Annotated in this window: 11 protein-coding genes and 1 tRNA gene; 6 read left to right on the top strand and 6 right to left on the bottom strand. The window is 39.0% G+C overall.

Going from position 1 to position 14,366, the window contains the following annotated elements; translation table 11 throughout:
- Positions 1-105 precede the first annotated feature (105 nt).
- Positions 106-1,386, bottom strand: a complete 1,281-nt coding sequence (gene aceA / locus BLW74_RS02365) for an isocitrate lyase (RefSeq protein WP_089689852.1) — start codon at positions 1,384-1,386, stop codon at positions 106-108.
- A 123-nt stretch (positions 1,387-1,509) separates the two neighbouring features.
- The gene (aceB, locus tag BLW74_RS02360; protein WP_089689851.1) at positions 1,510-3,087 is read right to left on the bottom strand and encodes a malate synthase A; all 1,578 of its coding nucleotides are present in this window, start codon (positions 3,085-3,087) and stop codon (positions 1,510-1,512) included.
- Between the two features lie 126 nt (positions 3,088-3,213).
- Between aceB and BLW74_RS02355 the strand changes: the two genes are divergently transcribed.
- From BLW74_RS02355 to BLW74_RS02345, 3 genes are all read left to right on the top strand, one after another.
- Positions 3,214-4,695 (top strand): helix-turn-helix domain-containing protein, encoded by a 1,482-nt coding sequence (locus BLW74_RS02355; protein WP_089689850.1) that lies wholly within the window; start codon positions 3,214-3,216, stop codon positions 4,693-4,695.
- Between the two features lie 171 nt (positions 4,696-4,866).
- Entirely contained in the window at positions 4,867-5,520 is a 654-nt protein-coding gene (locus BLW74_RS02350) for a ComF family protein (protein ID WP_089689849.1), read from the top strand.
- A 150-nt stretch (positions 5,521-5,670) separates the two neighbouring features.
- Positions 5,671-6,357: an alpha/beta fold hydrolase gene (locus BLW74_RS02345; protein ID WP_089689848.1), complete on the top strand. Its 687-nt coding sequence runs from the start codon at positions 5,671-5,673 to the stop codon at positions 6,355-6,357.
- Position 6,358: 1 nt separating this feature from the next.
- Here the strand turns inward: BLW74_RS02345 and upp are convergent, their stop codons facing one another.
- Entirely contained in the window at positions 6,359-7,009 is a 651-nt protein-coding gene (gene upp, locus BLW74_RS02340; protein ID WP_089689847.1) for a uracil phosphoribosyltransferase, read from the bottom strand.
- A gap of 161 nt (positions 7,010-7,170) precedes the next feature.
- Positions 7,171-8,481 carry a ribosome biogenesis GTPase Der gene (der, locus tag BLW74_RS02335; RefSeq protein ID WP_089689846.1) on the bottom strand — a complete coding sequence of 437 codons (1,311 nt, stop codon included), beginning with the start codon at positions 8,479-8,481 and terminating at the stop codon, positions 7,171-7,173.
- Between the two features lie 375 nt (positions 8,482-8,856).
- Here der and BLW74_RS02330 point away from each other — a divergent pair.
- Positions 8,857-8,927: transfer RNA gene (locus BLW74_RS02330), tRNA-Gln, on the top strand.
- Between the two features lie 125 nt (positions 8,928-9,052).
- Here BLW74_RS02330 and katG read toward each other — a convergent pair.
- A complete protein-coding gene (gene katG / locus BLW74_RS02325) occupies positions 9,053-11,332 on the bottom strand; it encodes a catalase/peroxidase HPI (protein WP_089689845.1) in 2,280 nt (759 codons plus the stop codon).
- A 303-nt stretch (positions 11,333-11,635) separates the two neighbouring features.
- Between katG and BLW74_RS02320 the strand changes: the two genes are divergently transcribed.
- Together BLW74_RS02320 and BLW74_RS02315 are read left to right on the top strand one after the other, a co-directional pair.
- Positions 11,636-12,244 (top strand): heme-binding domain-containing protein, encoded by a 609-nt coding sequence (locus BLW74_RS02320; RefSeq protein ID WP_317041015.1) that lies wholly within the window; start codon positions 11,636-11,638, stop codon positions 12,242-12,244.
- 4 nt (positions 12,245-12,248) lie between these two features.
- Positions 12,249-12,659 carry a thiol-disulfide oxidoreductase DCC family protein gene (locus BLW74_RS02315; RefSeq protein WP_089689844.1) on the top strand — a complete coding sequence of 137 codons (411 nt, stop codon included), beginning with the start codon at positions 12,249-12,251 and terminating at the stop codon, positions 12,657-12,659.
- Between the two features lie 210 nt (positions 12,660-12,869).
- On the opposite strand, the gene BLW74_RS02310 is transcribed toward BLW74_RS02315, so the two are convergent.
- The gene (locus BLW74_RS02310) at positions 12,870-14,309 is read right to left on the bottom strand and encodes an alpha-amylase (RefSeq protein WP_089689843.1); all 1,440 of its coding nucleotides are present in this window, start codon (positions 14,307-14,309) and stop codon (positions 12,870-12,872) included.
- Between the last annotated feature and the right edge of the window lie 57 nt (positions 14,310-14,366).

Genomic DNA, 14,366 nt, shown 5'->3' with positions numbered 1-14,366 from the left:
TTTTGAGCTTATGTAAAGTAAAAAATAGGTCTAAAAGATATTAAACAAAGAAAAACCTTCCCACCAGTTGAGAAGGTTTAACATCAAAAAATATGGAAAAAATGACTAATGAAATTGTGCTGTTTCTGTAGAATCCTTCATTGCTACAGTAGCTGAGGAACCATTGGTAACAATATTCTGTACTTCATCAAAATATCCTGTTCCTACAAAAGACTGATGCTTCACCGCTCTGAATCCTTTCTGCTGCAATGCAAATTCGCGTTCCTGCAGTTCGGAATATCCGGCCATTCCTCTTTCTTTATACGCTAAAGCCAATTCAAACATTGCTGTATTCAAAGCATGGAATCCCGCAAGGGTAATAAACTGGAACTTATAGCCCATTTTAGCCAGCTCTTCTCTGAACGTAGACATTTCCTCTACGCTCAGCCTTGCCGCCCAGTTAAATGATGGAGAACAGTTATAAGCCAGCATTTTACCCGGGAATTGGGCATGAATTCCTTCTGCAAAACTTCTGGCCTGCCCGAGATCAGGATTTGAGGTTTCCATCCAGATCAGATCTGCGTAGGGTGCATAAGACAAACCTCTGTCGATGCCCTGCTCTACTCCGTTTTTCACTACATAAAATCCTTCGGAAGTTCTTTCTCCCGTTACAAATTTTTTATCCCTGTCATCAATATCGGAGGTCAGCAGATCTGCCGCATCCGCATCTGTTCTTGCAATAATAAGACTTGGAACGCCCAATACATCAGCAGCCAGACGGGCAGCAATGAGTTTATTCACGGCTTCCTGAGTGGGTACTAATACTTTCCCTCCTAAGTGTCCGCATTTTTTGGCTGATGAAAGCTGATCTTCAAAATGTACGGCGGCTGCTCCCGCTTCTATCATCTGTTTCATCAGTTCAAAAGCATTCAGATTACCTCCGAAACCAGCTTCCGCATCTGCAATGATCGGTACCAGATATTCTTTATTTCCTGTTCCGCTCACAGACTGTACCTGATCTGCTCTTAACAGTGCATTATTTATTTTTTTTACTACAGAAGGCACTGAATTGGCAGGGTATAATGACTGGTCCGGATACATTTCCCCTGATAAATTGGCATCAGCAGCTACCTGCCAGCCGGAAAGGTAAATAGCTTCAAGTCCGGCGTCTACTTCCTGCACAGCCTGATTACCGGTCAGTGCGCCAAGCCCTGCCACATAATCCTGAGTATTCAGCTTATCCCAGAATTTTTTAGCCATCTCTGTAGCAATGGTATATTCTATGGTATAAGATCCGCGGAGTTTTAAAACTTCTTCTGCTGTGTATGGTCTTTTTACACCGCTCCAGCGTGGATTTGTCAGCCAGTCCTGCTCCAGGTCCTGGATTTGTTCTTGTCTTGTTTTCATAATATTTGGATTTTGTTTGATTAGGTTTGAAAGTAATTTTGTTGCCAGATGCTGGTTATATTATTAGTGTTAATTGATAATTGGATTCTCAACCAGCAACTATAAAACCAGCAACCAACATTTTCACTCAATAAAAGGATATGCTTTAAGGGTCAGAAATTCCTCAAATTTTTCACAGAAAATAAGCTCATTGAAAAGTTCTTTGGCAAGATTGAATTTTCCATTCTTGAAACGGGTTTCACCTACATACTTTTCAATATTATCCATTTCTTCTTTTTCCCACTGCAGTACCATACTGCGGGTTAAAGTTCTGTCATCGCTGAGTACGGCTTCATTTTTCAGCCACTGCCAGATCTGGGTTCTTGAAATTTCTGCTGTAGCAGCATCTTCCATAAGATGATAGATGGCAGCAGCACCTGTTCCCATCAGCCAGCTTTCAAGGTAAAGAATTCCTACGTTGATATTTTTCCGGACTCCTTTTTCGGTAATCTCTCCTTTCGGGATTTCCAGCAGCTGATTTTCTGTAATATGGTATTCAAATTTTTTATCAATCTGATTTTGGGAAGGCATATACTGGTCAAAAATTTCTTTTGCTACCGCTACCAATGCCGGATGGGCTACCCACGTTCCGTCATGACCATTTTTCACCTCCCGCTCTTTATCATTTCTTACTTTTTCAAAAGCAGCATTATTAGCTTTATCATCATCTTTTACCGGAATCTGCGCTGCCATTCCACCAATTGCGTGTACATTTCTTTTATGGCATATTTCTATTACTCGTTTCGAATAAGCGCTCATAAAAGGGGAAGTCATGGTCACCTGATCTCTGTCCGGAACAATAAATTCAGGTAAATTTCTGAGTTTTTTAATGTACGAGAAAATATAATCCCATCTTCCGCAATTCAGTCCTGCACTGTGTTCTTTTAACTCAAATAAAATTTCATCAATCTGAAATGAAGCGGTAATGGTTTCTATCAGAACAGTCGCTTTAATGGTTCCCTCCGGAATTCCCAGATAGTTTTGGGAAAAAACAAAAACCTCGTTCCACCAGCGGGCTTCTTTAAAATGTTCCAGTTTGGGAAGATAAAAATAGGGTCCACTGCCTTTTTCAAGAAGCTGTTTGGCATTTCTGAAAAAATATATTCCAAAATCAGTCAGTGAACCGGAAGCTTTCTCTCCATTGATTTCAATATGCTTTTCCGGAAGATGAAGACCACGCGGCCGGACCTGCAAAACAGCTGTTTTTTCATTAAGGGTATAGGCTTTTCCTTTTTCGTTAATAAAATCAATAGTCCCGTTAACAGCATTCGTAAGATGAATCTGTCCCTGAATACAGTTTTCCCATACCGGCGAGCTGCTGTCCTCAAAATCAGCCATAAAAGCAGAGGCTCCAGAGTTTAAAGCATTGATGATCATTTTACGATCAACAGGTCCTGTGATTTCTACTCTTCTGTCCTGCAAATCTTCAGGAAGCGGAGAACATACCCAATTTCCGTTTCGGATGTTTTCTGTTTCCATTAGAAACTCAGGAAGATTTCCATGATCAAAACTATGCTGTATTTTTTTTCTTTCCTCTAAAAGTTCAATTCTTGCAGGATTGAAGTTCTGATGAAGAGCAATGAGAAAATCCACCAAATCCGGAGTAAATACTTCCTCAAACTGCTTCTGTGACTTTATTTCTAATTGTGTCCTTGTTTCCATAACCTGTTGATTTTGTGATTTGATAGTACAAACATAAATAAAAATATTCACAAATAGCGAACGTTCGCTAAAATATTTTAAAAATCATTATGCGAATAATCGCATCTTATTATTTATATTTGGGTAATGAATTCAGAAAGCGACTATATCAAAACAGTTTTCGGGCTGAAACTGAAGCAGCAGAGACAAAAGAAAAGCTGGTCTCTGCAGGATCTTGCTGTAAAGACAGGATTATCAAAATCTTACCTCAACGAAATTGAGAATGGAAAAAAATATCCCAAACATGATAAAATCATTCAGCTTTCTGAAGCCCTGAACTGCACTTTTGATGATCTGGTTTCTACTAAACTGGATAAGAGTCTCGCTCCTTTCAATGAAATTCTTCATTCTGATTTCTTTAAAGAAGTTCCGCTGGAATTGTTCGGAATTAATAAAAACAACCTCATCAGCATCATAAGTGATGCCCCGAAAAAGGTAACTGCCTTTATCAATGCACTGATTGAAATTTCTCAGAATTATAATCTTGGAAAAGAAAGATTTTACTTTGCTGTCTTACGGTCATTTCAGGAATTGTATGATAATTATTTTCCGGAGATTGAGGAAAAAGTAAGCCAGTTTACCCGGGAAAATAAGTTACCGACCGGGAAAAATTTAAAATCTGATATTCTGGAAAACATTCTGACAGAAAAGTTCAGCTACACCATTCAGTCTGAAGATTTTGAAAAATTCGGAACACTGGATAACCTCCGGTCTCTTTTTATTTCTGAGAAAAAATTAGTACTGCTGAACCAAAAGCTGGAAAAGGATCAGAAGACTTTTATTCTTGCGAAGGAAATCGGATTCAATGTTCTGGAATTAAAAAATCGCCCCAATACTTATTCGTGGCTTGACTTCGGAAGCTTTGAGGAAATTCTGAATAACTTTTATGCCTCTTATTTTGCAGGAGCCCTTTTAATTTCGAAGGAACCTCTTATTGAAAAAGCATCGGAATTCTTTCAGCAAAATACATGGGAACCTCAAAGTTTCGAGGGCCTTATCAACAGTTTCACCCATTCGCCGGAAACTTTTTATTACCGTCTTACCAATATTCTGTCAGCTGAAATGGGAATCAAAGATCTGTTTTATTTATGTCTGGTAAAAAAGAAAAATTCGGACAAAATCCAGATCTTAAAAGAGCTTCATCTGAACCATCAGCAGGCTCCTCATGCCAACGCAACCAACGAACACTACTGCAGAAGATGGATTGCTGTGAAAAACCTTGATCATTTAAAGGAAAATGAAACGCTGACAGATGCGCAAATTTCTCATTATAAAGATCAGGGAATAAGCTATCTGGTGATCTCAACATCACAAAAGAATCCTTTTTCGGACGGAAGCAACAGAAGCTACTGTCTTGGTATCTTACTGAACTCACAAACCATCAAAAAAATAAGTTTTATAAAGTCTTCTTCGTTAAAAACCATCAATGTAGGTGTTACCTGTGAATCCTGCAGCATTGCTGATTGCGAAGTGAGACAGGCTCCGCCGGTAAGGCTGGAGAAAGAACATTTTAATCTGAGCATGAAGAATGCTGTGGAGAAGATCAGGAAGAGTTTCGAAGATATTTAAAGGTGAATTGCTAATGCGCTTTGCTTGTGAATTTTAACTGCAGGATTCAGGTGTGGAATTCGAGATCTCTGAGTCTTTTTTAGGTTTGTTACGAGAACCTTCACTCAATAGACTATTCAGTTGCCCAGCAAAAATTGATGATTATTTTTATATCTTAGTAAAAACACACTCATGATATTAGATTTATTATTTCCGAATCGCTGCATCCATTGCAACAGAATCATTGATCCCGCATTATTAGTTTGTGATCTCTGTTTTAGCCAAATTCGTTTTACCCACTATAATTATTTTGAAAATAATCCGATTAAGGAAAAATGCGGCCTTTTCTTTCCAATTGAGAATGCATTTTCTTTACTGCAGTTTGAAGAAGAAGGTTTGAGCCGGAAAATCATTCACGAGCTGAAATACAGAAGCCGAGAGAAAGCGGGAAAAACTCTCGCAGACTGGACCACAGAACGACTGGATTTCGGAAATGAAAAACCGGATTTATTGGCAAGCGTTCCTCTTCACCCGAAAAAGCTGAAAGAGCGTGGATATAATCAGCTGCATTTATTTACAGAAACTTTATCATCATTTTACGGTATTCCTTTTGATCATGAATTAATCAAAAGAAATCATTATTCAAAAGCACAGGCTTTAAAGGATAAAAAGCACAGATTGGAATCCGGCAATGTATTTTCTGCCACTCAATCCATTACGGATAAACATATTCTTCTGATTGATGATGTTTTTACGACAGGAAATACTGTCTCATCAGTTGCATGGGAGCTTTTAAATTCCGGGAATAATAAAGTGAGTGTTTTGGTAATGGCTGTGGATGTTTGAGACGAGATACGAGGGGCAGCCTTCTGGGTTTTGGGTTCGGAATTATATTGTAAAGTGCTATCGGCCATAAAATTATCAAACCGCGCTCATTTATCCATTTTATTTTCGATATCCATTTCTTTTTGCTAATTTTCAGGAAACTAAATAATTATGCCCAATCTGCTTTTACTGCATGGAGCTTTAGGCCACAGCGATATTTTCAATCCTTATCTTACTGCACTATCTCCGTATTTTACAGTTCATACTCCTTTATTTTCAGGACACGGAGACCGGGAACTTCCGGCAGAAGGCATCAATATCAAAAAGTACACGAAAGAATTATCTGAATATTGTAAAGTGAATAATTTAACCGATGTTTCGATCTTCGGGCATAGCATGGGAGGTTATGCTGCACTTTGTTATGCCATGGAAAATCCTGAAAACGTGAATTCTGTGATGACCTTGGGAACAAAGTTCGACTGGACTGAGGAGCAGGCTTTGAAAGAAAGTAAAATGCTTAATCCAGATGTGATTATAGAGAAAATTTCGGTGTATGCCCAGCTGCTGGAATCACAGCATGGAGCAAAATGGAAACAGCTTCTTCCTGCAATTGCTGATTTAATGATTGACTTAGGCAAAAATCCTCCTCTCGAAAATAATTTGGCCACTATCAATATTCCAACTCAAATTATGGTGGGAGATAAAGATCATATGGTAACTCTGGAAGAAAGTATAAGAGTTTACAGAAGTCTTCCTAATGCAAAATTGGCCGTACTTCCGGATACAAAGCATCCTATGGATAAAGTACAGCCTGATTTATTATTACGCTTGATAAAAGATTTCTGGAATCTTTCCTAATTTATCTTTGAAGTTTTTCTCCATAGCTAAGGTCTCCGGCGTCTCCAAGCCCCGGTGTGATATAGCCTTTTGAGGTCAGATGCTCGTCCATAGCTCCTACCCAGATGTGAGCTTCAGGATAAGCATTTTGAATCGTTTCCACGCCTTGTTTGGATGCAATAGCTGCCACAATATGAAGCTGGGTTGGATTTCCGTTCGTCAGTAAGTCTTTGATTGCTTCAATAAGAGAAGCTCCGGTTGCCAGCATAGGATCTGCAACGATAAGAGGTCTGCCTTCGATGCTCGGACAAGTCAGATAATCCTGCTTGATTGAGAAATAATCATTGGCGTCATGCTTTCTGTAAGCTGCTACAAAACCACAGTCTGCTCTGTCAAGGTAATTCAGAATTCCTTCAAACAAGGGAACACCCGCTCTTAAAATAGTTGTAATAACGGGCTGTACAGCAATTTCTCTGCTTTTTATCGTATCTAAGGGAGTTTGGATTTCAACTTCTCTATACTCCAGCCCTTTACTTATTTCAAAAGCGGCAATCTCTCCGATTCTTTCCATATTTCTTCTGAATCTCATTCGGTCGTGCTGAATGTCAACGTTTCTGAGTTCGTTGATCCATTCATTAACAAGAGAAAAGTTTTGCGATAAAATAGTAAGCATGAAAATTGTATTTTTATTTCAGTTAATTGATAGTAATTCCTGCAAAATTACAACTAAAAAACGAATTGAAATATGAGGCTTACCGTGAAAATCGGCTTTAATTGAATAAAAAACTCCGGCAAGCTTTGCTTGCCGGAGTTTTCCGTGAACATTTGTTCTTATTATTTTTGTCTGAAATAAACCTCAATCGGAACTCCGGTAAACCCGAATTGTTTTCTCAACTGATTTTCAGTAAATCTTTTATAAGGTTCTTTCACATATTGCGGAAGGTTACAGAAAAATACAAACTGTGGTGATGGCGTAGGAAGCTGAACACAGTATTTGATTTTAATATATTTTCCTTTCAATGCCGGTGGTGGCGTATTTTCGAAGATCGGAAGCATCACTTCATTCAGTTTTGAAGTTTTGATTTTCTTCTTACGGTCTTCATAAACCTCCATAGCTACCTCTACCGCTTTTAGAATTCTCTGTTTTGTTAAAGCCGAAACGAACAGGATTGGAATATCCTGGAACTGACCGATTTTATCTTTAATTGATTTTTCAAAATCACGCATTGTGTTGGTCTGCTTGTCTTCAATCAAATCCCATTTATTCACGAGAATTACAATTCCTTTTCTGTTTTTCTGAGCCAAACCGAAGATGTTCATATCCTGAGACTCCCATCCCTGGGTAGCATCCACCATAATGATAACCACATCAGAATATTCAATAGAACGGATAGATCTCATTACGGAATAGAATTCAAGATCTTCATTAACCTTAGATTTTCTTCTCATCCCGGCTGTATCCACCAATACAAACTCGTGTCCGAATTTGTTATATAAGGTCTGGATACTGTCTCTTGTAGTTCCTGCAATATCTGTTACAATATTTCGTTCCACATCCAACAAAGCATTGGTCATTGTAGATTTTCCAACATTTGGACGCCCCGCGATCGTGATTTTAGGAAGCCCTTCGAAAGGATCCTTATATTCTGTAGTAGGAAAATCTTTAACGATATCATCCAATAGGTCTCCTGTTCCGGAACCTGTTGCTGAAGAAAGTGTGTAATATTTATCTATTCCCAGCTGGTAAAATTCTGTTGCCGGAAGTTCTTCCTTTGCAGAATCTACTTTATTTATAACGATATAAATTGGTTTGTTGGATCTTCTAAGAAGTCTGTAAATTTCGTAATCTGTATCGGTAAGGCCTTCTTCCACATTCATCATAAAGATAATGGAAGTTGCCTCATCCACCGCTAATTGTACCTGCTTACGGATTTCCTCTTCAAAGATATCATCCGTACCTACATCATAACCTCCTGTATCAATTACTGTAAAGTCTACTCCATTCCAGTCTGACTTTCCGTAATGACGGTCTCTGGTAACACCGGCTGTTGAATCTACAATAGCTTCTCTTCTTTCTAATAAACGATTAAAAAGCGTGGATTTCCCTACGTTGGGACGCCCCACGATTGCGACAATATTTGACATAAAAAATGTTTAATAATCCTCTTGCTTTGCCCAAGGATATGTTATTAATGGGTTACTCCAACTTTTGGAGCCCAATTTTTTTGCAAAGATAAGGTTTATTATTTAAATGCCCCCTTACGCAATCAAGCTGCAGGATAAAGCCTGGAAACCTCTGAGGGTGGTGAATCCATAGTAATTATATTTGCCGGAACACACCGACTCTCATCTAAAATGCTCTTATTTCTGAGCAAAAGGAGAATTTCCTGAAAAATTTTATTGAAAAATAATTATTTGGATATCAATAAGTAATGCTGCCTGCGCTTCTATTATGTTAATTAATCTTTAATTTAGATTTTCATATTTAAAATAAATTCTATAATTTCGCGACAGAGAAACAGACCCATGGTGTAGCGGTAACACTACTGATTTTGGTTCAGTCATCTGGGGTTCGAATCCCTGTGGGTCTACAAACCATCCTTTTTTAGGATGGTTTTTGTTTTATATACTTTAAATGATTTTTTAACTATATTATCTTATATAAACAAAAAAAGACAGCCATAAACGCTGTCTTTATTCATTTTCATTTTATTTATTAAACCAGATCAAACCTGTCCAGATTCATTACCTTCGTCCACGCTGCTACAAAGTCATTAACAAATTTTCCTTGCGCATCGCTGCTTCCGTACACTTCTGCGACTGCTCTTAATTCAGAATTAGACCCGAAAACAAGATCGGCACGTGTTGCGGTCCATTTTGGCTGACCCGTTGAGCGGTCTGTACCTATGTATAATTCCTTATCATCAGACATGGCTTTCCATTGCGTTCCCATATCCAGAAGATTCACAAAGAAATCATTGGTAAGAGCTCCGGGACGGCTGGTGAATACTCCATGTTTGGAGCCGTCAAAATTGGTATCCAATGCACGCATTCCACCTATCAATACGGTCAGTTCAGGAGCTGTAAGGGTTAACAGCTGTGCTTTATCAATCAGTAAAGATTCTGTAGATACCGTGTACTTTCTTTTCAGATAATTACGGAATCCATCAGCGGCAGGCTCAAGATACCCCATAGATTCTACATCAGTCTGTTCCTGAGAAGCATCCATCCTTCCCGGTGCAAAAGGAACTTTTACCTCCTGACCAGCATTTCGTGCTGCGGCTTCTACTGCTGCATTCCCTGCTAATACAATCAGGTCTGCCAGCGAAATCTTTTTACCTCCGTTTTGCGAATCGTTGAATTCTTTTTGAATTGCTTCCAACACATGTAATACTTTATTCAATTGAGAAGGATTGTTTACTTCCCAATTTCTTTGAGGCTCAAGTCTGATTCTTGCGCCATTGGCTCCTCCACGCTTATCACTTCCTCTGAAAGTAGAAGCTGAAGCCCATGCTGTAGAAATCAGTTCTGTATTGCTTAGTCCTGAATTCAGCACTTTTGATTTTAATGCCTCTACATCATGTTCGTCCACCAATTCGTGGTTTACTTCTGGAATGGGATCTTGCCAGATCAGTTCTTCCTGTGGAACATCTGGTCCCAGATAACGGGAGCGAGGTCCCATATCTCTGTGGGTTAATTTAAACCATGCTCTTGAAAAAGCGTCCGCAAACGCGTCAGGATTTTCGTAAAAATGTCTTGAAATTTTTTCGTAAACAGGATCCAATCTTAAAGAAAGGTCTGTTGTAAGCATTGTAGGCTTATGTTTTTTAGAAGAATCGAATGCATCCGGGATAATATCTGCTCCATCCTTTGCTACCCATTGGTGCGCTCCGGCAGGACTTTTTGTTAATTCCCATTCATTTTCGAAAAGATTTTTAAAGAAATAATTACTCCACTGCGTCGGAGTTTCTGTCCAGGTCACTTCCAGACCACTGGAAATAGCATCTCTTCCGCTTCCTGATTTATAGGTACTTGCCCATCCAAGCCCCTGTTGTTCGATTCCTGCACCTTCAGGCTCTTTGCCTACATGATCAGCAGGTCCTGCACCATGTGTTTTACCAAAAGTATGTCCCCCCGCAATTAAAGCAACGGTCTCTTCATCATTCATTGCCATACGCCCGAAAGTATCACGAATATCTTTAGCAGCTGCAATAGGATCCGGATTTCCGTCCGGCCCTTCAGGGTTCACATAGATAAGCCCCATTTGTACGGCTGCCAATGGTTTTTCAAGATTTCTTGAATGAATATCTCCATCCGCATCGTCATCAGTTGGAAGAACTGCTGAATGTCCTTCCGGTACCCCTTCCGAACCGTGAGCATAACGCAAATCGCCTCCAAGCCATGTTTTTTCTGATCCCCAATATACATCTGCATCCGGCTCCCAGACATCAGCACGTCCTCCCGCGAAACCGAATGTTTTGAAGCCCATTGATTCAAGAGCAATGTTTCCGGTAAGAATCAAAAGGTCTGCCCATGAAATATTTCTGCCATATTTTTGCTTGATGGGCCACAATAGTCTTCTTGCCTTATCAAGACTTACATTATCCGGCCAGCTGTTCAACGGTGCGAAACGCTGCTGTCCCGCTCCTGCGCCGCCTCTTCCGTCACCTACACGGTACGTTCCTGCACTGTGCCACGCCATACGGATAAACAGAGGTCCGTAATGACCAAAATCTGCCGGCCACCAATCCTGTGAATCTGTCATTAATGCATGAAGGTCCTTTTTTACAGCTTCCAGATCAAGGCTTTCAAACGCTTTGGCATAATCAAAATCTTTATCCATAGGATCAGAAAGGGAAGAATGCTGGCGCAGAAGATCTACTCTGAGCTGATCTGGCCACCAATCTGCATTCTGGGTACCTCCACCTGCTACATTCTTCTTCATAGTTCCGTTATGAAACGGGCATTTACTGATGTCATTCAAATCTTTTTCCATTGTCGTTTATTTTATTTTTATATTGATTAATACAGTTTAAATTCTCTGTTGTAAGAACAGGACAAACCTACAACGTTTGTTTGATAAATACAATCTATTAATTTTTATTTCAACGATAGTTAAAAACTATAAAATAACATTTTCAACATCATAGAGCTAAGAAATAATTGTGGTATTAAGTTAGCAATTTTTCAAATTAACCTGAATAAAAACAGCACTATAAGGTCCAATTTAGAATTACTCAACGTAAGAATTTTAAGAGAAACGTGAAAAGAACATGAATGAAGAAAGTTTAACAGCTTGATGAAAGACAATTTGATTAATTCCGGAAAAACATTATTTCAAAAAATTCCCGAAGCACTTCCTGCTCCCTCTTTCACCATCCTGCTTGATACTAAAAATAAATTAACTACCTTTATATTCAGCAAATACGAAACACCCTCTATGAAAAAAATAATTGTTATCATTCTTGTTGCGTTTATCATCATTCAGTTTTTCCCGATCGATAAAACGAATCCGGCACCAACGCCCGGCATGGATTTTCTGAAGATTAAAAATACTCCGGAGAATATTGCCCATACCCTCAGAACGTCATGCTATGACTGTCATTCCAATGAAACAAAATATCCGTGGTACAGCAGTATTGCTCCAACTTCATGGTGGGTAAAAAATCATATTGACGAAGGCAGAAAACATCTTAATTTTTCTACTTTTGCAGTATATGAGCCTAAAAGACAGCTTCATAAACTGGAAGAATGTATAGAAATGGTTGAGAAAAAAGAAATGCCTCTCGAGTCTTATTATATAGGACATCAGGACGCCAAATTGTCTGATGAACAGCGTGCAGATCTTGTACTCTATTTCAAAAAGATAAAAGAGGATACAGAAAGAAAAATCATGTTTAGTAAATAAAGGGATGGAAAATTGGGAAGATAAACATATTGTTTTTTTTGACGGGGATTGCGGAGTCTGTAATTTCTGGGTGCAGTGGATTTTGGAAAGAGATAAAAAAGACCGATTTATGTTTGCTTCTCTTCAATCTGATTTCGGGCAGCAGTTTTTATCTGACAGAGGCTTAGAAAAAAATGTCTTCAATACGATGTACCTGTGGAGACCGGGGCGATATTACCTGATTAAATCCAGGGCTGTACTGGAAATTGCCAATTTACTGGGAGGAATATATAAGCTTTCTTTTATTGGGAAAATTCTGCCTGCCTCTTTAAGTGACAAGGTGTATGACATTATTTCCAGAAACAGGATGAAACTGGCTAATCAGAAATGTTTTCTACCGGATCAGCATCAAAAGAAAAAGTTTATTCAGGTGTAATTTGATCTTGCAGAAAATTTCTCTTCATGTATAATAAAATATCATTCCGTAAGAGTTTCTGACCATCAGCATTAAAAATGAAGTTTGCACAGATTCCTACGGAATGACCAATAAGATGTAGGGTTGTTTTTGTTTAATGTTTAAAATTAAATTGATTAACAGTTCCTTATCGGCTCAATCAATTCTTATTTATACCCCATTGCTCATCACTTATAAATTAAGCGACCATACAGAATAAGAATTTGGGGGACATTGAATTTTCACCCATTTATCTCCCTGAGTGGTAGGATACCAGTTTGAATTTCCTGTGAAATCTTTGATCTGCTGGCTGCTCCAGTTTGTTTCTATCCATCTTTCCTGCCAGCTTGAGGAGGTATTGATGTAGACAACAAGTCCGGGATTGCCATTATATCCGTTACGTCTTGCAATATATTCATCATTGTCGGTATACAGGATGGAAGTGGTTCCGGTAGCTTTATTATTATGAATCCAGATCAGATTATTCAGCCGTTCCTTATTTAACCATTCTTCATAGTCTCTGTAAAAGATCGTTGGATACCCCTCATGGGTTAAAATATAGGCATATGCCGGCATTTTATTATAAATAATGTCTGTATCATGATTGGCTACAAAAGTTACTGCTTTGTAGGGATTTCTTTTCCACATCATATCATCATTCAGCACGTTTAAGTTTCCGTTATCAAAAGCTTCGTCCATTTTGTAATAAGCGGCGAAATCAAATACTGAGCTGTTGGCATTATTGGCCCACCACTCCAGCGTATTGACATTGGAATCCCATAATTCCCCCACAGAAAACCCTCCTACTTTAGAATTCCAGGTATTGACCACCCAGGGACCAAAACCTTTCACGTAATCAAATCTCCAGCCGTCAAACTTCATAACGTTTTTATAATATTTTGCCACAGAATCATCTCTGCCCCAAAGCCAGTCCTGCACATAAGGATTGGCGTGGCACAAATCTGGAAAGCCACCAAAGGCTCCTTCATCATTGTTTCCGTAAGAATTTTTATAAAAATCATTATAACTTCTCGGAAACTTCCCTGATGCCACTCCCGAAAAGTTAGTCCATGTATTGGTTCCTGTAAAAGGATTCGCTTCAGACTGTCCTCCACTGTTATGGTTAATTACAATATCTGCATATACCTGCATATTTTCAGCATGTGCTTTGGTAATCAATGCTTCCAGTTCAGTTCTGGATCCAAAACGGGTTTCTACACTTCCATTCTGGTTAAAATTCCCGAAATCATAATAATCTGTAGGATCATAGCCCATGGAATAGGCTCCGTTCTGTGCTTTTGACGCCGGTGGCAACCATACCGCACCGATTCCCGCATCAGACCATGCTGTCAGTTTATCTTTCACTGTATTCCACCAGTTGCCGCCGTCAGGAACATCCCAGTAGAAGCCCTGCATGAGAACTCCGCCACCCGGGCCTGCAATAAATTTACCCTGCAGTGACCCGGATTCATTTCCTGTACTGAAAGGCCGCCCGTCATGCTGGGTCACATGTACTGTTTTGTTATGAACCTCTTCCTGTTTGGAAGGTTCTGTCATCAATTCATCACTTGTACGGCAGGAGCTTACTAATGCTAAAGCCAGCAGTGAAAGGAAAAAGTTTGTTTTTTTCATCGTTATAATTAATTATCATTCTATTAAACAATATACAATTTTATTAAAAACAAATTC

The sequence above is a fragment of the Chryseobacterium culicis genome (genome assembly GCF_900108365.1).
Lineage (GTDB): Bacteria > Bacteroidota > Bacteroidia > Flavobacteriales > Weeksellaceae > Chryseobacterium > Chryseobacterium culicis.
Note: the sequence above shows the minus strand (reverse complement) of the source record. Positions and strands in the feature narration are given on the sequence as shown.

Coding starts and splice junctions, on each gene's coding strand:
- aceB (WP_089689851.1), bottom strand. CDS start 3,087: ATGGAAACAAGGACACAATTAGAAATAAAGTCACAGAAGCAGTTTGAG.
- BLW74_RS02310 (WP_089689843.1), bottom strand. CDS start 14,309: ATGAAAAAAACAAACTTTTTCCTTTCACTGCTGGCTTTAGCATTAGTA.
- der (WP_089689846.1), bottom strand. CDS start 8,481: ATGTCAAATATTGTCGCAATCGTGGGGCGTCCCAACGTAGGGAAATCC.
- BLW74_RS02315 (WP_089689844.1), top strand. CDS start 12,249: ATGGAAAATTGGGAAGATAAACATATTGTTTTTTTTGACGGGGATTGC.
- BLW74_RS02345 (WP_089689848.1), top strand. CDS start 5,671: ATGCCCAATCTGCTTTTACTGCATGGAGCTTTAGGCCACAGCGATATT.
- aceA (WP_089689852.1), bottom strand. CDS start 1,386: ATGAAAACAAGACAAGAACAAATCCAGGACCTGGAGCAGGACTGGCTG.
- BLW74_RS02350 (WP_089689849.1), top strand. CDS start 4,867: ATGATATTAGATTTATTATTTCCGAATCGCTGCATCCATTGCAACAGA.
- katG (WP_089689845.1), bottom strand. CDS start 11,332: ATGGAAAAAGATTTGAATGACATCAGTAAATGCCCGTTTCATAACGGA.
- upp (WP_089689847.1), bottom strand. CDS start 7,009: ATGCTTACTATTTTATCGCAAAACTTTTCTCTTGTTAATGAATGGATC.
- BLW74_RS02355 (WP_089689850.1), top strand. CDS start 3,214: ATGAATTCAGAAAGCGACTATATCAAAACAGTTTTCGGGCTGAAACTG.
- BLW74_RS02320 (WP_317041015.1), top strand. CDS start 11,636: ATGAAAGACAATTTGATTAATTCCGGAAAAACATTATTTCAAAAAATT.